Source organism: Alteromonas sp. HB246098 (assembly GCF_054890645.1).
Map to the genome: position 1 here is coordinate 23090 of NZ_JBTZUG010000001.1, position 17741 is coordinate 40830.

A 17741-nucleotide genomic window follows, 5' to 3' on the forward strand; every position below is an offset into this window, starting at 1 on the left:
AAAAGGCGCTTTCGGATTCTACCTGAAAGCGCCTTTTCTTTAATGCTTTAACCACTGAGATCTATAGGGATTTACTGTTCGGGGGAACCAGAGATTATGGTCTGCGGATCTAGTCGGGTTTTCCCTAAGTTAATACGCCAGTCCAAGTGCGGACCGGTGGAGCGGCCAGTGGACCCAATCGTTCCAATCTGTTCACCTTGCTTGACGGTATCGCCTACCTCAACTGTGAAGCTATCCATATGCAAAAACGTTGAAAAAACACGCATACCGTGGTCTAGAATCAGGGTGTTACCTGAGTAATAGAGATCGTCGGCCATGGTAACCACACCATCCACAGGCGCATATACGGGGGTGCCTGTTTTGTTAGCGATATCTACGCCGTAATGCGGCCATTTCGGCACACCATTTAATATGCGTTGACTACCATACACGCCAGATATTCTACCTTTAGCTGGCCACTCAAAACGGGTGAATAAAGCGTCTAAATCGCTATTTCCGCTGCGCGCTTTGCCAACGTTGACGTTATCTCGTTTTATCCGTGCAGTTACCTCAGCAGGCGGCGTAACCATTTTCTGCTCTAAACCATCAATGCGCTGAATATTGTACTCGCGCTTTTCAAGGGTAATATCGCGCTTCCACGTTTTACCATTATCTAGCGTCACTATTAAACGTTGCTGAAGAGGTGCTTGTCTTTCAAAACCCACAACAAATTTGCCGTCCTTGTTTGTCTGCACTGGCTCGCCATTAAGAGTGACCGTAGCGCCTGCTGGAGCCTGACCACGTAACAAGGCGCCTTGGGTAAATTTACCATTTAGCGAAACTTCAATAGGGTTTTTATCTTGGGCTGGGTCAGACGATATTTCAGTATCATTATTCGTAGCAATTGCCGCAGTCGCAACAGGGCTTACGGTAATTACACCCATTGCAAAAATACACGTTAATGCACTTGGAATTTTCTTACCCAACGCTCTTGTTATTACGCTGATTATTGGGTTAGTTAACGTGCCTTTAGTATGTGTGGTAGCCATATTATGCCCTGTCCTTTACTGCTTTCTGCTAACGCTAGCCTTTAACCGTAGCGCCTTTACCCACGCCTTCATAGGCGATTACTTGGCAAACTCCATCAGGCGTGCGCTTCTTTTGTTCTTCAAGAAGATACTGAGCTAAACACTCAACCGTTGAGTCGGTTTCGATGACTTCACAATCTGACTTAGGAATTAATAGTTCAAAATAGCCCTGTGACGACTCGTAAGCAAAACAGTAGTAATCCGCTTCATTTGAAACTTGACCTTTAAGCTTTCTATCGCTGTAGGCAATTACATCTTCGCGGGTTGCAATATAAATGTCTGCCCAACGGTCAGCCCAATATTGTTGACTTTCCGTGCTCACTTTACCGTCCAAGATAATATCAATGCGAGAACGGTGCCCGTGAGCTATGCGCTGACAGTTACCATCGTGCTTCTTAAGTCCGTGAGTGTAGTGATAGAACGGTGAGTTGATAATTTCTTCGCGCAAATGCAGCGTTATGTTTTCAACGTTTTCAGGAAGGTGCGTTGCTAGCACTTCTTTTAAGTAAACGCCTACAGACTCCATGTTTATTTCATCTGAATAAACGAATGCATAGGCTTCCGCTGGGCAATGTAACATGATGCTACGCCCATCGGTGCAGGTAAAGCGGGTCTCTACCTGTTCAGTAACGTCATCGTGAATAACCTCTGAACCGCTGTATTCCGCGGGTACTAAAAGCTTATGATCAACATATTCGTCAATAAGTCGCTTTAAGTTCTTTTTCACGTGACCGAAGTCTTGAACCATGCTCTCTTCATTAAGCTCACCGTCCAAAATCACATCGACAATCCAGCTTTCACCCACCATGCCGCGCTTTGGGCAAAGGTAAGAGAAGTCCATCACTGTCAAATCATTTACAAATAATTGCATAACACCCTTGAATCGAGTTGATATTCTATTAACTAGTATACGTTTTTTATCTAGGTTTCGCAGCGACTAGTCCATTGAAGATTGGCGATTAAGCTGATCTTTTAAATTAGGTGGAATTCCACGAATAGTTAGTGTATCGGTAGCCGGATCATAAAACACTCTGTCGCCCATTAGCTTACGTTCAAAACTAAGCGATACCCCGCCACCCTGACCGGTAAACTTTGCAAGCTGTTTCAACGCTGCTGGATCGGGCTGAATTTCTTTCTCAAGTGGTGCTTCCATAGACTGAGTAAAGGCAGAAAAGTTGCTGCTGGTTTCCTCGTTTTGAGGAAGTCGGTTTGCCAGTTCATCCACCGACAAGCTTTCGCCTGCATCAATCTTTTCTTTGAAGTACGATTTAACTTCTTCTCTATGCTGATGCTGCTCTTGTGGGTCTAACGACTCACTGGCAAGATATGCATCGACAGTAGAAATTAGCTGCTTGTTTTGTTGCTTAACATCAACCAGTTCTTCACAGCCCACAAACTGCATAAAGAAATCAGATACTTTGCGACCCATTCTACCTTTTATAAAGCTTACGTAACGCTGTTGCTCTGGCTGGATATCCCACTGAGTTAAATCGAAACGTACGGCCAGCTGCATTTTAGCTAAATCTAAATGTTCCCGGGCAGACAGGTCTAATGAATTAGTTACCTCTACATGAGAACGGGTATTGAGTAACGCTATCATTAAATACTGGGTGGCTAGATATTCATATTGGCAGAATATAAGAAAGCCAGTTTCTACCGTACCTGTATCAGCTAAAGTACGTACTAAGCGATTAGTCGCCGATACTGAAAACGCGTGAAATGCATCTTCTACGTTGTCTCCCGCTTCTTTTTGAATATCCATGTATTGCCTGAGGCCTTCGGCGAACTCAGCCACATTCTCAGTGCTTTTTTGCGTGATTGCTTCGCCTTCTTCACCTTCCACTTTCGCTTCGCGGGTTACTTCAGTGACAAAATGCCCCACGCCTTTTCCGGGTTTAGCATTGAAGCTATGGTTAATTTGATGGGCTAAAAGCTCAATTTCCGGGGTTACTGCCAAGCAGTTATCACGGGGAATTGCTTCAATTTTCTCTTCTTTGTTTACAATCAAGCGATGTACAACAAAGTGATGAATCAGTGCACTCATAGAGTATCTGGTGTCCTGTTGCTTAAAAAGTGTCAGAAATATTCAAAGAATTGCGGGATTTTAGAATGAATGATTGTACTCACTCAAACAACGATTATAATCATTTTACGTTTAAAACCATTCTTTTTATCAAAGATAATCATAAAAAAGAGGCGTAGCAATGCCCCAACAGAGCCGCTATAGCAACGACGAATTCGAAACGCTAATGAATAACGTTATTCTAACCCTAGAAGAAGGCGGTGCAAACCGCGATCTTTCACTTATGGTGTTAGGCAACGTCATTACACATATTTTAAATACTCAGGTTGCTCCTGAAAATCGCGAAGCCATGGCAGCACAGTTTGCCGATGTACTTAAGAAAAGCGTAACAAAAAGCTAAGGGATTGCATGATACTTGCCGAATCACCTCGTCGCCAGCGCGTTACTAAACTGGTAAATTGGGGGCACTGGTTTGCCCTGGCGAATATTATCATCGCCATTGTTATTGCCTCGATTTTTGTTTTCTCATCACCTATGCCAGGCACAGGTGTCGGCACCGTGTACCTTTTAGCCAATTGGTTTGGCCATATTGGGTTTATGACCTTTTTTGGCTTTGTCATTTTTGTTCTCCCACTTTGTTATTTGGTTAATAACCCGAGAGTGATAAAAGCTAGCGCATCCATTATTGCTGCGGTGGGCTTAGCACTTTTAGCGTTTGATGCTTTATTGTTCAACCGCACTGGGTTTCATATTAGCTTTCATGCTGCAGACTTACTGCGCAGCGAAGCACAATCTACAATGGCTATAGAGAGCTGGCAGCAGTGGGCCTTCTTGTTCCTTCTGTTCATTGTTTGGCTTGGTTTCCAGCTAGTTTTAGCTAATGCGATATGGAAGCGTGTTGAGCGCTTCACGCGCTATAAAGTGGGCATACCTGTTACAACATTTTTCGTGAGTTGTTTTGTAACCAGTCATGCTATTCATGTGTGGGCTGATGCCAAGCTTTATCAACCTATTATTGCCCAAGACAACATGTTTCCGCTTTCCTACCCTGCGACAGCTAAAACCACCATGTCGCGCTACGGTTTGCTTGACTTAGCGGCCTATGAGGAGCGAAAGCAGCTGCAATTTAACCCTGATATTCACAATATCACCTATCCTGCTGAACCAGTTTATTGCTCTATTGAGACCAATAAAAATCTTACCGTAGTCGTTCAAGTAGATAATGATAACGCTGTTGACTTAAGTGGTATTGAAGGTGTGTCGTTAAATACCCTTGCCAATTATTATTCAACAGCCAGCAGTGTTGAAGGTTTAATGACGGCAACCTTATTTGGTGTACCGGAAATTTATCAGGATGCCTTGTCTCAAAAGCGCCCTGTACTATTGGCCTTACCTTTAGGTTCGGGTATGCCGGTATCAATACATAGCGATGTCGCACTACCTCTCCCTCAATTATCTGGCTATGTACAGCCTTTGAGTAATAACCATGAAGGGCTGCACATTACCTTTATGAAAGGTTCAGATATCAAAGACTATGTTGAAAATACTATTGATAGAAAACATGAAGTATTAATAGCGACAGGCTTTGGTAGTGAAAATGGTAAGGGTGCACTTTACAGCACGCTAGATATCAAAGGTAAATTAGCAAGTACTGAAGATTTGGCACCAACTATATTGAATGCCTTGGGTTGTAACGCACCATCAACCTTCTATTCTACTGGGCAAAACTTATTGGCACCATCGCGCCCTTGGTTAGTAAGTACCTCAGGCGAGCGAATCGTAGTATTTCATGGAAATAAACGGACAGATGTTCTAAGTAACGGTAGCTATGAAATCAGCGATTTGACTTCCGGCAAACGAAGTAAAGACGCTTTGAACATTGATTTGCTCAGTCAGGCCATAAAGCACTTATCCCGCTTTTCCACACAGAACTAAAGCTTTTCTCTCGCAGCGGTAGACAAACCTATCGCTGCAACACATTTTGCTTTTTTCCTTAGTAACAAAAACTTAAAGCGTTACGCGTAACTATTTTATAATTTCAGATAGTCTAGTAACGTTAGATACACGGTGAGAAGAATTAAGCTTACTCAGCTGCTCATCAGTTATAAGTTTATGTGACAAATAGAAGCTTTCCGTTAGACCGGCAGCATTAGCAGCCTCTATATCTCGCCAACTATCACCAATGAGTATGCTGTTGGACAAGTCGATATCAAGTTCTTTAGCAGCTTGGAACAGCATTCCTGGCAATGGTTTTCTGCACTGGCACTCGATAGCAAACTTTTTTACGCTACCCTGGGTGTGGTGAGGGCAATAGTAAACAGGGATATGTTTTACATCGTGAGAAGCGAAATCTTTTTGTACTCGCTCCATTAACCTATGAAAATCTTTTTCAGTGTAATAGCCTCGCGCTATTCCACTTTGATTAGTGACGATTACAGGCAGGTAACCCTCATTTTGAAACTTGCGCACGACGTCGAAGATACCTTCTACATATTCAAAATTCTCATAATTACCTACGTAACCGTGGTCAACGTTAATAACACCGTCTCGGTCTAAAAACAGCGCTTTTTGATTATCGCTGGACATCTATTTACTCATCACCAACAGTCGCGCCCTTTCTCCAAATTTGGATGTGAAAGTCTGCGGTTACTTTTTCTAACGACGCTACAATAGACTCGATTTTACCGTGTGGTAACTTCCAATAAAAAGGGGTCATCTTTATAAGCGCTATCTTGTGATCTTCACTTTCAAAATTGATGGGGAATGAAAAACACTCGTCATGGATGCGAGTAAATCCACTTCTAGGCCCATCATCAATTTGATGTTTTCTTGGTGTGTCGTAGACTTGCTGTTTAAGCTCAAACAGATGGTTAGGCGCAGGGTCGACGGTTAAAAGTAGCCCCTCACTGTTCAATACCCGTTCATACTCGTCGTTGCTTCCAGGCGCAAAGACCTGTATCACTAAATCTTGAGTAGACTTTTCAAGGGGTAGTTCAAAGCTGCTTGCTACAACAAACTGAGCATGTTTATAAGCCTTAGCGGCCAACTCCACGGCTATTTTAGATATATCACTGCCCGCAGCCTCAATAGAAAAACCTTTAAGCGCAAGGCCCTGAACCATTGCGTCTAAATAACTTCCTTCTCCGCAACCAGCATCATAAATAGAGATACTTTGTTTAGAACCGTCTTCTGCCAACCCTTTTTCTTTGCACGACTCAACAATTAAGTCCCCTACCACCTCGATTAACCTATCTTTCAGCGGTTGATAGGTGTTTAATTGATGAAACTCTCTACGAGCTTTCACCATATCCTTATCGTCACCCGGAAGTTTCGACTTCTTAAACTGAACCGGTAATAAGTTAACGTAGCCAGATTTTGCTTTATCGAAGCTATGATTGTTTTCACAGCGGATAGGCGTTGAATTTAATAAAATAGGTGATTTACAAAGTGGGCAATGCCACATGACGAGATCTTTGTTATTGTGAATTTACTAAAGGATATCAAAATCGACACCTTTACGGCAATAACAGCGCAAAATAACGGTAAGGGTACAAAGGTATAAAGGTACGAAGGTAGGAAGATGCAAAGGTTATAAAGCCAAACGTTATCAGTGATGTCTACGCTTGGCTCGCTGATTTAAATTATGCCTATTTTTTACAAATGTCTTTTCCACATTCTGTCAAAAAAAGTAATTTATAAACCTGATAAGGGGTGTTTATCTTCGGGCCATGGAGAGGTAAAGAAATGCTCTACCACATCTTGCGGCACATCTTCTACGCTTTCAAATTTCCATTTGGGCGACATATCTTTATCTATCAATAGGGCTCTCACGCCCTCCTGAAACTCACCACTTTCACCGCAGCGACAAGACATATTAGCTTCCATTCTAAAGCAATCAGCGAGGGTCATATCCGCCCCTCTTTTACACTGTTCATAAACTAAATGCATAGTTATCGGAGAGCCTTTTGCCAATGTGCTTTGTGCTCGAGACAACCATTTATCTTGGCTCATATCGGCGCCAAGAATTGAATTAACTACGTCAGTGACATTATCAGCTGCACACAAATCATCAATGAATGCCATGTTAGGCTCTACATTGCTGCTAGGCGCAGAATCCGGTGCCTTTAAAGATTCAAGAATAGAGGTTACAGAATCATTTAAACGATTACTTTCTATCTCATCCCATGAATAGTTCGAAAGCTTTTGTATCAAAGTCTCTTTTTCTGAGCTAGCTACTAGCGCATCCGCTAGGCCTACAAAACGGGCATCTGCACCATTCATCTGCCCGCCTGTTAAGCCTAAGAACAAACCTGATTTTCCAGGTAGACGGGGAAGGAAATAACTCCCTCCTACGTCAGGGTATAATCCGATAGTAATTTCGGGCATAGCTAATCGCGACGTTTCGGTTACTACGCGATGGCTAGCACCACATAGCAGACCCATACCGCCGCCCATCACAATGCCGCTGCCCCACACTACAATGGGTTTGCTGTAGTTGTGAATGGTGTAATCTAAGGTATATTCGGTTTCAAAAAACGTTTCTAAGAACGATGGAATTTGGCCTTGTGCTTCCACCATCGACTTGTACATAGATACGATGTCGCCACCAGCGCAAAACGCTTTATCACCTGCAGCATCAATGACCACAGCTACAACATCACTACGCGTCTGCCACTGTTGAAGTGCTTTTAGCATGATTTCTGCCATCGCTAGGTCCAGCGCATTCAGTGCTTTTGGCTTATTAAGCGTTAAACGTCCTATTGTAAAGTCGCCGTTCGATGTTTTTAACTCATCTACAATGACTACTGACTCCGCATCTGTCATATTCACTTTCTCCATTGATTGTGCCTAGAAACGCATTTTTTCTGACTGAGTTGCAAGCGCATTAAAGAACGCTTCGCTCATCGGAAAGTAGGCGCCGCCCAATAATCACACGCATAATTTCGTTGGTACCTTCAAGTATCTGATGAACACGAACATCTCTAAAGTGACGCTCTAATGGGTACTCTTTAATATAACCGTATCCGCCGTGTAATTGGAGCGCATCGTTACACACATTAAAACCTACGTCTGTTGCAAAGCGTTTAGCCATAGCGCAGTACGTCGTTTTATCTGCGTCATTATTGTCTAACTTACACGCTGCCATACGTACCATCTGTCTAGCCGCAACTAACTCAGTCGCCATATCAGCTAACTTAAATTGAAGAGCTTGGAACCCTGCAATAGGTTTACCAAACTGCTCGCGCTCATTCATATAATCACGGGCTACGTTTAGCGCTTGCTGTGCTGTGCCTACTGAACAGGTAGCAATATTAATTCGGCCGCCATCAAGCCCTTGCATGGCCATTTTAAAGCCTTGACCTTCCTCACCTAACAACCAGCTATCATCAAGCTTTACATTGTCAAATGTGATCATACGAGTGGGCTGGGCATTCCACCCCATTTTCTCTTCTGCTTTTCCGTATTCAATACCATCTGCATTAGCAGGGACTGCAAATGCAGATACGCCTTTAGGACCATCCTCGCCGGTACGCGCCATGACAACGAGAACATCTGTACTCCCTGCTCCAGAGATAAATACTTTAGCGCCATTTAGTACATATCCACCGTCAGCTTTAGCTGCTCTAGTTTTAAGTGAAGCAGCATCAGATCCAGCGCCAGGCTCTGTTAAGCAATAAGAGGCAAGCTTGTCACCTGTGACTAATTGTTCGCACCACATATCTTTAACTTTACTGGTGCCCCATGTTGCTATCATCCACGTAGCCATGTTGTGAATAGTTAACATGGCTGTAGTTGTAGTACACCCCATTGAAAGCTGCTCAAAGATTATTGAAGAGTCGAGTCTTGACAGGCCTAGGCCACCCGCACTTTCAGGTGCATACAATCCGCAAAAACCTAATTCGCCGGCTTTTTTAATCGCCTCTACGGGGAAATGGTGCTCTCTATCCCACATTGCGGCATTTGGCGCTAATTCTTGTTGAGCAAATTGGCGAGCTGTTTCTTCAAAGGCTAATTGGTCATCGGTTAATTCAAAGTTCATTAGACATACCTTCAACTGAGTTGCTTTTTAAACACAATAACCAATACCTACCCCTTACGTAAACGTAAAGGTAAATATTTATTTAAATTTATGGGTGTATAACGTAAATATTTTGTGACGAGAGAATGATTTTGATTCTGAGAGTAATGCTGGTAGTCAAAACTTATCCTTTTTAATAATGCACTTTTTCCCAGCCGCTGATAAGCTAGCTTTAATTAAAAGTATTCATATGATTGCCGTGGAATTTAGAATAGCCATAGTAGAAGACAATGCTACCGCTCGAACCGCGCTGCGGGGCCACCTCATGTCTATTGCAAATTTATCGGTGAGTAGCTTTGCATCTGGCGTTGAATTGAAAGCGGCGCTTAGAAAACAGAACTTTGAACTGTTATTAATGGACTACCACCTTGGTCAGGGCAAAACTGGTGTCGAATGGGTTCAAAATTTGAGAGAAGCCGGTTTTATTAGGCCGAGTACAGGAATCATCTTTCTTACTTCGGACCGCTCTCCTCAAATAATCGGTCGGATCATGGATCTTCAACCCGACGTTTTACTCATCAAACCCTACACTATTGCCTCACTGACCCGCCAAATTAATCACTATTTAAAATACCGTGATTTTGTTAAAAACGTTTTGCATTCGTTAGACAATAAACAATTAGAAAGAGCTATCAGTGTAGTACGCGCCAAAATCTCAGAAGGCATCCCCCCTCGCCTTGTAGCGGATATACGAAAACTTTATGCAAGGCTTCTTTATGAAAACGGCGATATCCAAAGGGCTTTGAGTATTTATGATGATGTGCTGACCCGCAGCGATAAAGTGTTGTGGGCGCAATGGGGCAAAGTTAAATGCCAGTACGCATCTGGGCAATGGCCACACTGCAAAAGCCATCTAAGCCAAATGGTAAATTCGAGCCTGGCACGGGATAAGGCATTTGAATGGCTAGCTTCTATTTCCTTTGAGCAGAATTCTTATGAACAGGTAGAAAAATACCTTAACGAGATAAAGTTCAGTGAATTGAGTTTGCCCGCCGCTAAACTAAAAACTTTAGCGTATCAAAAACAGGACAAAGTTGTTGAAGCTATAGACCTTTTGCAAAAAAAGCGTGCGATGCACCGCAGTGCTAAAGACAGGTTTAACGACTTTACCTTTGAATTGGCAGAGTTTTATTTGTTCTTGGCAGAAGAGTCACCTGAAACCAACAGAAAAGAAAGCTTGTCTCAAGCGAGAAAACTAGTTGGTATTGCGGGTAGAAGCCAAGGCGACCCACAAACACTGCAAAAAAGGGATTACCTTCTGGCGTTTTCAGCAGTGTTAGATGGCGATATAGAGAAAGCCAGCCACCTGCTTGAAAGTGACCACATTGATAATTACCTGCGTACCGAACCGTCTGTCTTAGTGATTGCTGCCAAGGTTCATCACGGGCTGGGCGATGAACGCAAAGCAGGTGAGTTATTGTTAATGGCTAAGCAAAAAAATGCTGAACTACAGGCCATATCAGAACAAGTGATGAACGACGAGTTAATTTTCACTGGTGGTGAACGATTGGGACTAAACCACGAACAGGCTATTTCTATTAATGAATCTGGCACCCAACTGTTTATAGAAGGAATGTTTGATAAAGCAATGAAGCATTTTTACGATGCATTTCAGCTCTCGCCAGAAACTGCAGCTTTCGGGTTAAACCTGCTTCAATGCATGATTGAAGCAGATACAGGCGTTTACCGTAAATTTAACATCAATGTTTTACTTGAAAAAATCACTTCATTGCCGCTGAACGAGACAAATAGGACCCGTTTAGAACAGCTTACTTTGTCCGCACAAGAGCAAGCACTTTAGTTTATTTAAAGTGCTAGTGCTTTTTTACATTACAGCAACCTACGCTCAAAAAGAGACTATTTTAAACGAGTAAGTAAGCTGGAAGTGTCCCAACGGCCACCACCAAGCTTTTGTACATCAGAATAATATTGGTCAACAAGGGCGGTGAGCGCCAAGGTAGACCCGTTTTTACGCGCTTCATCAAGCGCAATGTTTAGGTCTTTGCGCATCCAATCTACAGCGAAACCAAAATCAAAACTGTTGTTCAACATGGTGCTGGCTCTGTTTTCCATCTGCCAAGACTGCGCAGCGCCTTTGCTTATAACATCGATGACTGCGTTACAATCTAGTCCAGCGCGTTGGCCGAAGTGAAGCGCCTCGGCTAAGCCCTGCACAATACCGGCAATACAAATCTGATTCATCATCTTTGCAAGCTGACCGCTGCCGCTTTTACCCAGCAACTGACTATGGCGAGCATAATGTGCCATTACTGGCTCTACTTGAGCGAAAACCGCTTCATCACCGCCAACCATGATAGTCAGTTGACCATTTTCAGCCCCAGCCTGCCCTCCAGACACTGGCGCATCTAAAAATCCAATTTGTTTATCGTTACAGCTTGCGTAAAGCTCTCTCGCTACATCAGCTGATGCGGTTGTGTGATCGACCAGCACGCTACCTGCTTTCATTATCTCTAGTGCTTGCGTACCAACATCTCTCACATCATTGTCATTACCTACGCACATAAAAACGATATCTGCGTCTTTAACCGCTTCAGCCACAGAATTACACGCACTAGCGTCAGCGTTGCAATAGGCGGCTAGCCAATCTTGTGCCTTTTTCGCCGTACGGTTATACACAGTAACAGAATAACCCGCTTTGCTAAGGTGCCCTGCCATAGGAAATCCCATTACACCCAAGCCCAAAAAACTCACTTTCAAATTACTCATACAGAATATACTCTAGATGCCAATTAAATAGGTTTGCATTACGTAAGAGTAACAGACTTAACAAAAACAAAAACATAGGAATATAAATTTGGAACTCTATACTCACCCAATTACATTGAATAACGGCGAGCAAACTACACTTGAGCAATACAAAGGGAAAGTACTGCTTATTGTTAATACCGCCAGTAAATGTGGCTTTACACCTCAATATGAAGGGCTTGAAGCGCTTTATAAAAAATATAAAGACCGGGGGTTTGAGGTACTAGGGTTTCCATGCGACCAATTTGGCCACCAAGAACCCGGAAGTGATAGCGTTATTGCACAATTTTGCAGTCTAACTTTTGGCGTGTCATTTCCGCTTTTTAAAAAGACAAATGTTAATGGGCCAGATGCAAACCCGCTTTTTGAAGCGCTAAAACAAGATGCCCCCGGGCTATTGGGAACTAAACGTATAAAGTGGAATTTCACTAAGTTCTTGGTCAATGCTGAAGGTAAAGTCCTAAAACGCTACGCGCCTACCGTAAAGCCAGAGTCTATTGAAAAAGATATTGTTAAACTTTTAGGGGCATAGATCCTACGCCCTAACTTGAGTGCAACTGAAGTGCTCTGGGTCGACTGACGCTACTATTATTTTGTTGATCTGTGTCTACACAGCTCAAATAGTAGCGTGCTAATTTATTACGCATTGTTGGCACTATATAGTGCATTAGCAGTTGGGTAGTAAAGTGAAAACTACGCCAAATGAAAATACGTACACGTGTGGAAATACTATGCAAAATAATCATATTGCCTTTTTTAGTACTCGCCCTTATGAGCAAGTGGTATTTTCACAGCTATTAGAAAACCACAATAGCGCCAATAACCAAAGCATTAAGGGCACTTTTTTCGAGCACCCACTTAATCCATCAACTGCTATAAGCTGTAAGGGATATAGTGATGTGGTTGTCTTTGTGAACGACGATGTAAATGCCGCAACCATCAAAGTGCTAAAAGACTGTGGTGTTAAACATATCGCGCTTCGCTGCGCAGGTTACAATAATGTAGATGTTAGCGCTGCTGCTGAAGCTAACATAGCAGTAAGTCGCGTGCCTGCTTATAGCCCTGAAACGGTAGCTGAACACACGCTCGCACTCATTCTGACCTTAAACCGAAAAACCCATAAAGCCTATAATCGTGTTAGAGAAAGTAACTTTAGCCTAAACGGCTTAATGGGCTTCACCATACACGGCAAAACGGTGGGCGTTGTAGGTACAGGAAAGATTGGTAAAGCCGTCATCCGCATACTGTTAGGGTTTGGATGTAAGGTTCTTTGTTTTGACCCAAGCCAGGATGATGATGTGATCGCTTTGGGAGCCCAATATGTTCCGCTAAACGAACTGTTGGAACAAAGCGTCATTGTTACGTTGCACTGCCCGCTCAATGAAAAGAGTTATCACATTATCAATGCTGACAGCATAGCGAAAATGCCGGCGGGCGTAATGCTAATCAATACATCACGCGGCGGGCTTGTTGATGATACTGCCATTATAAAAGGGCTTAAGTCGAAACAGATTGGCTATTTAGGGTTAGATGTTTACGAAAGAGAGTCTGAACTCTTTTTCAGTGACCATTCACAGGAAATCATACAAGACGACACCTTTCAGCGTTTAACAACCTTTCCCAATGTATTGATAACGGGGCACCAGGGCTTTTTCACTTATGAGGCATTGAATGAAATTGCGGTAACGACGCTTAAAAACATCCTTACCGGTGACAATACACTGTAAGCAGTTTTTAGGATAAACCCAATACGTCAACGCTGCCTGTAAACTCAACCGTCTTGTGGCTTTTCAAGAATGAGTTGAAAGTATTTTCCTAGCCACAAATAGGGCTCCTGCTGGTGATACTGTCGTTCAAGAGCAAGTAGATCGCTAAATTTGCTACTTTGATGCGTAATATCCCGCATATAATCGTGAAAACAGCGAATGCCAGCTTTTTCTAGTATGTTAAAGCCTAACGACTCACAATACTCAACTACTCGCATTGCGCTTAGCGGCTGGTCGGGATTAAGTCTCACCTGCTTTTTCGCCTTCATTCCTTTGGCGATATAATCAAAATTACCGTAAATGGCATTGGCAAATAAATTCGCATCTTGATTAAAGAAACTCAAGCTTAAGCGCGCTCCGGGTTTCATATTGCTATACATAAAATCTATAGCATCAAAGGGCGCATCTAGCCATTCTAGAACCGCATGACAAACCACAAAATCAAAATCACTTAGGTCTTCTATTTGTTGTAAATATTGATGCCGTATTTGTATATTTGGCGCATCAGAAAGTAAAGACTCCGCTTGATTAAGCACATCTTTTGACGCATCGGTGAGCACAACAGCATGTCCTTTCGCGGCTATATGAGCCGTCATTACTCCTGTGCCCCCACCTATTTCGATGGCTCGAAGCGGCGCTTTTAAATAAGGTTCAAGAACATCACATAATAATGTGTGCCGCAATTTGCCCTTGGTTGTCCCGTAAATGTTGTTTGAGAACTTCTCAGCAATACCGTCGAAGATACGATCGTTATTCATATACTACAAACTTCGCTATGCAGGGTTATCGATATCAATAAACTCAACAGGTACGTCGAATTGCTGCTCAATATGTTCACCTAAAGACTTCACGCCGTAGCGCTCGGTAGCATGGTGGCCAGCCGCAAAAAAGGTAATACCCATTTCTCTTGCTGTATGCACCGTTTGCTCAGATACTTCACCGGTAATAAATGCATCTACACCTAACTCAACCGCTTGTTCTATGAATCCCTGACCTCCGCCAGTGCACCAAGCAAGTGTCGTAATTGGTTTTGAAACAGGCCCTTCAATTAGCACATCTCGTCCTAACAGCTGCTGCAACTTATCTTGTAACACCGCACCTTCAATTGCTTCCTCAAAATTTCCTTGCATAACAACACCCACAGGTTTTACACCGCTGACTGCACTTACATTTTGAACATCGAGAAGAGACGCAAGCTGACGATTGTTACCAAATTCTGGGTGAACATCTAAAGGAAGGTGGTAAGCAAACAAATTTAGATCGTTGGCTAGTAAAGCAGAAAGACGGCGCTTTTTCATGCCAGTCACAGCCTGCGATTCACCTTTCCAAAAGTAACCATGGTGCACAATAAGTGCATCGGCGTTAGCTTCTATCGCCGCATCTACTAAAGCCTGAGATGCAGTTACGCCTGTCACAATTTTCTCTATTTTGCTTGTGCCCTCTACCTGTAAGCCATTTGGGCAATAATCGCTGATTTCGCTAACCCTTAACATTCCATCAAGATAATTTTGTAGTTCTAGGCGGGTAATAGACACAAGTCCTCCGGTTAAAAGTTAGACAAATTGTTAAAAAAACGCTATAAAATACGCGAACGTTTCGTATAACACCTATAAGTCGACAAACGCTTATCGCAGGAAAACGGGAAAAAGTGGATTGTTTAAATCACTGCCTACTTTTAATTCGTTTTATCGGTAACGTGTTGCGCTTTAATCAATCAGCTGTCACTTATTGGTATTACAGGACAAAAACGTTCGTCATCTTAACAAAATAAAGAGCAAAAAAGCATGGCAAACTTAGACAAAGATGCAGTTATCGCGGCTTTTACTGAAGCCTATAAAAAAGCTAATGGCAAAGCGCCGACTATTGAAAGTAAGAGCGGTTGGTACAGCGTAGATGGCGGAAAAAATATGCGCTTAGCACAGCTTCAGGAAATGGCAGAATCGCTAGCATCGAATTCGTCTGAAACAATAGAAGCAAAGAAAGAGAAAAGCGAATCCAAAGCAAAAGCCAAACCTGCTAAGAAAAAAGCACCGGCTTCCAACAAATCAGGTTTTTCGGTTAAGGATTTTTGGGCTGAGAAGCTAAACGCTGAAGCACCTGGCGCGACCCTTCCTCGCTAGCTTCAACAAGCATTTTTTATAACGCTTATTTCACACTATGCCTAGTCTCCATTTGAGGGGACTAGCGCTTTGTTCTTACGTTAGCTGTAGAAGTGGTTTATTTACCGGCAAGTCCCTGCGCGACAAATGGCACAAGATGCTGGATGACTTCTTTTATATCTACGTGCTTATGAAAATCGGATTCAGCGATTTCTGTTAATGCCTGACTCGATGCCATCGAAAAGACAAAACTTCCCATAGCAAAATGCAGTCGCCAGAATAACTCTTCTTCTGGAAGTTCAGGTAAACAGCGCCTGATAGCATCTACGAGGGCGCGTATACAGTCACCATAATCATGCATTAGGAACTTACGCAAGTGCCCTTGTGTTTCGTTGTATCCCCGGCCGAGCAATTTTACAAAGGTGGCCGTGCCCTGCTCAGATATAGCATTAAGATTTAACATAGGGGGAATAAGCGAATATAAAAGCTGCTCAACGCCTTTAGCGCCTTCAATAGGCGGGAGAGCGTCTAAGCAAGTCTTAACTTGTGGCATAAGCTCATCAAAGTATCGCTTAAACACCGCTTGTATTAAGTTTTTCTTACTACCAAAATGGTAATTAACCGACGCTAAATTTACTTCTGCTCTGGCAGTAATTTCCCGCATCGAGGTTTGGGTAAACCCACTTTGAGAAAACAAGTATTCCGCCGCATCTAATATATCGTTTTTAGTATGCCGTGCCATATTCTTTTTATTATCTTTTGTCGGTTAAAAATTTTACGCCCATCTGTGCTTATTAACGGTGTTATGTTCATGCCGCAACAAACACAGATGGTTTATAGCTATTAAAACCAATGACGCGCTTTGTTCATGCTTTTCATAAACACACGCTCAGCAACATTAGCTGCCGACATACCCAGCTTTTCCGCAACATTTTTCTTAACAGCATACTTAACGCTGAAAATTTCGCGTGCCGGGTAATGCGAAAGAATGTAGTCATCGGAGGTGGTGATGTCGTCAACCAAGCCAAGTGCTTTTGCTTTAACTCCTGGCCAATACTCACCAGTAGCTACTTTATCTATATCCATTTCAGGACGCTGACTTTGCACAAAATCTTTAAAGAGCACATGAATCTCTTCAATTTCCTCTCTGAACTTGGCGCGGCCTTCATCGTTATTTTCGCCAAAAATCGTTAGCGTACGCTTAAACTCTCCGGCAGTATGCTGCTCAAATTCTATATCGTTTTTCTTCAACAATTTATTGAAATTAGGTAGCTGAGCTAGAACACCAATACTACCGATATACGCAAACTGTGACGCCAACAATGTATCGGCAACACACGCCATCATATAGCCACCGCTTGCCGCAACTTTATCTACGGCAATGGTCAATTTCAGACCCTTTTCTTTAATGCGCTGTAATTGCGACGCAGCAAGTCCATAACCATGTACTACGCCACCGCCACTCTCAAGGCGTACTAAAACTTCGTCTTCTTTATTTGCCACACATAAAATAGCGGTGATCTCTTCACGCAGGTGCTCGACCTCATTGGCATCCATAGACCCTTTAAAGTCTATAACATATAAACGAGACTTCTTTGACTCGTCCTCCTGATCTGTCGCTTTGTTTTTAGCCTTGCTCTTCGCTTTGGCCTCTTTCTTCTGTTCTTTAGCTAACTTTTTTAATGCGTTTTTATCTAAAAGGACTTCTTTAGCGTAGTTTGTAATGTCCTTTAATTGCTCAGAAATAGACACGATTTCGAGTTGCCCTTTCCCCTGCTTCTGTTTACTTGCTACACCAACAATGGTTGATACAACAACAACGAAGGCGATAACTAACGTTACTGCTTTGGCAACAAACAAACCGTATTCGTACAAAAACTCCAAACTTTACTCCTAGTAAAATAAACGGGTAAGCAACGTTGTTTACCCACAACGTAAAGA

Annotated in this window: 18 protein-coding genes; 6 read left to right on the forward strand and 12 right to left on the reverse strand. The window is 42.8% G+C overall.

Annotated features, from left to right (window positions below; genetic code table 11):
• Positions 1-71 precede the first annotated feature (71 nt).
• The 3 genes from ACYTPF_RS00115 to yejK all read right to left on the reverse strand — a co-directional run bounded on the left by ACYTPF_RS00115 (position 72) and on the right by yejK (position 3111).
• Positions 72-923: a M23 family metallopeptidase gene (locus ACYTPF_RS00115; protein ID WP_461851514.1), complete on the reverse strand. Its 852-nt coding sequence runs from the start codon at positions 921-923 to the stop codon at positions 72-74.
• Positions 924-1062: 139 nt separating this feature from the next.
• Complete coding sequence (locus tag ACYTPF_RS00120) at positions 1063-1938, reverse strand: 6-carboxytetrahydropterin synthase (protein ID WP_461850764.1); 876 nt, start codon at positions 1936-1938, stop codon at positions 1063-1065.
• Positions 1939-2004: 66 nt separating this feature from the next.
• Positions 2005-3111 carry a nucleoid-associated protein YejK gene (gene yejK / locus ACYTPF_RS00125; protein ID WP_461850765.1) on the reverse strand — a complete coding sequence of 369 codons (1107 nt, stop codon included), beginning with the start codon at positions 3109-3111 and terminating at the stop codon, positions 2005-2007.
• 160 nt (positions 3112-3271) lie between these two features.
• On the opposite strand from yejK, the gene ACYTPF_RS00130 reads away from it, so the two are divergent.
• Both ACYTPF_RS00130 and ACYTPF_RS00135 read left to right on the forward strand, forming a co-directional pair.
• The gene (locus ACYTPF_RS00130) at positions 3272-3490 is read left to right on the forward strand and encodes a YejL family protein (protein WP_179983423.1); all 219 of its coding nucleotides are present in this window, start codon (positions 3272-3274) and stop codon (positions 3488-3490) included.
• Between the two features lie 8 nt (positions 3491-3498).
• Complete coding sequence (locus ACYTPF_RS00135; protein WP_179983422.1) at positions 3499-5025, forward strand: DUF3413 domain-containing protein; 1527 nt, start codon at positions 3499-3501, stop codon at positions 5023-5025.
• Between the two features lie 90 nt (positions 5026-5115).
• Here ACYTPF_RS00135 and gmhB read toward each other — a convergent pair whose 3' ends face one another.
• From gmhB to ACYTPF_RS00155, 4 genes are all read right to left on the reverse strand, one after another.
• On the reverse strand, positions 5116-5676 hold the full coding sequence (gmhB, locus tag ACYTPF_RS00140) for a D-glycero-beta-D-manno-heptose 1,7-bisphosphate 7-phosphatase (protein ID WP_461850766.1): 561 nt from the start codon (positions 5674-5676) through the stop codon (positions 5116-5118).
• Between the two features lie 4 nt (positions 5677-5680).
• A complete protein-coding gene (locus tag ACYTPF_RS00145; protein WP_461850767.1) occupies positions 5681-6553 on the reverse strand; it encodes a putative RNA methyltransferase in 873 nt (290 codons plus the stop codon).
• 230 nt (positions 6554-6783) lie between these two features.
• Positions 6784-7914: an enoyl-CoA hydratase/isomerase family protein gene (locus tag ACYTPF_RS00150; protein WP_461851515.1), complete on the reverse strand. Its 1131-nt coding sequence runs from the start codon at positions 7912-7914 to the stop codon at positions 6784-6786.
• Between the two features lie 61 nt (positions 7915-7975).
• On the reverse strand, positions 7976-9130 hold the full coding sequence (locus tag ACYTPF_RS00155) for an acyl-CoA dehydrogenase family protein (protein WP_179983419.1): 1155 nt from the start codon (positions 9128-9130) through the stop codon (positions 7976-7978).
• A gap of 238 nt (positions 9131-9368) precedes the next feature.
• On the opposite strand from ACYTPF_RS00155, the gene ACYTPF_RS00160 reads away from it, so the two are divergent.
• Positions 9369-10970 (forward strand): response regulator, encoded by a 1602-nt coding sequence (locus ACYTPF_RS00160; RefSeq protein ID WP_461851516.1) that lies wholly within the window; start codon positions 9369-9371, stop codon positions 10968-10970.
• Between the two features lie 56 nt (positions 10971-11026).
• Here ACYTPF_RS00160 and ACYTPF_RS00165 read toward each other — a convergent pair whose 3' ends face one another.
• A complete protein-coding gene (locus ACYTPF_RS00165; RefSeq protein WP_179983418.1) occupies positions 11027-11896 on the reverse strand; it encodes an NAD(P)-dependent oxidoreductase in 870 nt (289 codons plus the stop codon).
• 88 nt (positions 11897-11984) lie between these two features.
• Here ACYTPF_RS00165 and ACYTPF_RS00170 point away from each other — a divergent pair, with 88 nt between their 5' ends.
• Together ACYTPF_RS00170 and ACYTPF_RS00175 are read left to right on the forward strand one after the other, a co-directional pair.
• Positions 11985-12467: a glutathione peroxidase gene (locus ACYTPF_RS00170; protein WP_461850768.1), complete on the forward strand. Its 483-nt coding sequence runs from the start codon at positions 11985-11987 to the stop codon at positions 12465-12467.
• A 199-nt stretch (positions 12468-12666) separates the two neighbouring features.
• Positions 12667-13662, forward strand: coding sequence for a 2-hydroxyacid dehydrogenase (locus ACYTPF_RS00175; RefSeq protein WP_461850769.1), 996 nt, complete (start codon positions 12667-12669; stop codon positions 13660-13662).
• A 44-nt stretch (positions 13663-13706) separates the two neighbouring features.
• Here ACYTPF_RS00175 and ACYTPF_RS00180 read toward each other — a convergent pair whose 3' ends face one another.
• On the reverse strand, positions 13707-14459 hold the full coding sequence (locus tag ACYTPF_RS00180; protein ID WP_461850770.1) for a methyltransferase: 753 nt from the start codon (positions 14457-14459) through the stop codon (positions 13707-13709).
• 15 nt (positions 14460-14474) lie between these two features.
• The gene (locus ACYTPF_RS00185) at positions 14475-15236 is read right to left on the reverse strand and encodes a Nif3-like dinuclear metal center hexameric protein (RefSeq protein ID WP_461850772.1); all 762 of its coding nucleotides are present in this window, start codon (positions 15234-15236) and stop codon (positions 14475-14477) included.
• A 249-nt stretch (positions 15237-15485) separates the two neighbouring features.
• On the opposite strand from ACYTPF_RS00185, the gene ACYTPF_RS00190 reads away from it, so the two are divergent.
• The gene (locus tag ACYTPF_RS00190) at positions 15486-15821 is read left to right on the forward strand and encodes a hypothetical protein (protein ID WP_461850773.1); all 336 of its coding nucleotides are present in this window, start codon (positions 15486-15488) and stop codon (positions 15819-15821) included.
• 97 nt (positions 15822-15918) lie between these two features.
• Here ACYTPF_RS00190 and ACYTPF_RS00195 read toward each other — a convergent pair whose 3' ends face one another.
• Complete coding sequence (locus tag ACYTPF_RS00195; RefSeq protein ID WP_179983413.1) at positions 15919-16542, reverse strand: TetR/AcrR family transcriptional regulator; 624 nt, start codon at positions 16540-16542, stop codon at positions 15919-15921.
• Positions 16543-16643: 101 nt separating this feature from the next.
• Entirely contained in the window at positions 16644-17684 is a 1041-nt protein-coding gene (gene sohB / locus ACYTPF_RS00200) for a protease SohB (RefSeq protein WP_461850774.1), read from the reverse strand.
• Between the last annotated feature and the right edge of the window lie 57 nt (positions 17685-17741).

Coding starts and splice junctions, on each gene's coding strand:
- ACYTPF_RS00120 (WP_461850764.1), bottom strand. CDS start 1,938: ATGCAATTATTTGTAAATGATTTGACAGTGATGGACTTCTCTTACCTT.
- ACYTPF_RS00180 (WP_461850770.1), bottom strand. CDS start 14,459: ATGAATAACGATCGTATCTTCGACGGTATTGCTGAGAAGTTCTCAAAC.
- ACYTPF_RS00115 (WP_461851514.1), bottom strand. CDS start 923: ATGGGTGTAATTACCGTAAGCCCTGTTGCGACTGCGGCAATTGCTACG.
- ACYTPF_RS00190 (WP_461850773.1), top strand. CDS start 15,486: ATGGCAAACTTAGACAAAGATGCAGTTATCGCGGCTTTTACTGAAGCC.
- gmhB (WP_461850766.1), bottom strand. CDS start 5,676: ATGTCCAGCGATAATCAAAAAGCGCTGTTTTTAGACCGAGACGGTGTT.
- ACYTPF_RS00155 (WP_179983419.1), bottom strand. CDS start 9,130: ATGAACTTTGAATTAACCGATGACCAATTAGCCTTTGAAGAAACAGCT.
- ACYTPF_RS00195 (WP_179983413.1), bottom strand. CDS start 16,542: ATGGCACGGCATACTAAAAACGATATATTAGATGCGGCGGAATACTTG.
- ACYTPF_RS00130 (WP_179983423.1), top strand. CDS start 3,272: ATGCCCCAACAGAGCCGCTATAGCAACGACGAATTCGAAACGCTAATG.
- ACYTPF_RS00135 (WP_179983422.1), top strand. CDS start 3,499: ATGATACTTGCCGAATCACCTCGTCGCCAGCGCGTTACTAAACTGGTA.
- ACYTPF_RS00150 (WP_461851515.1), bottom strand. CDS start 7,914: ATGACAGATGCGGAGTCAGTAGTCATTGTAGATGAGTTAAAAACATCG.
- ACYTPF_RS00165 (WP_179983418.1), bottom strand. CDS start 11,896: ATGAGTAATTTGAAAGTGAGTTTTTTGGGCTTGGGTGTAATGGGATTT.
- yejK (WP_461850765.1), bottom strand. CDS start 3,111: ATGAGTGCACTGATTCATCACTTTGTTGTACATCGCTTGATTGTAAAC.
- ACYTPF_RS00145 (WP_461850767.1), bottom strand. CDS start 6,553: ATGTGGCATTGCCCACTTTGTAAATCACCTATTTTATTAAATTCAACG.
- ACYTPF_RS00175 (WP_461850769.1), top strand. CDS start 12,667: ATGCAAAATAATCATATTGCCTTTTTTAGTACTCGCCCTTATGAGCAA.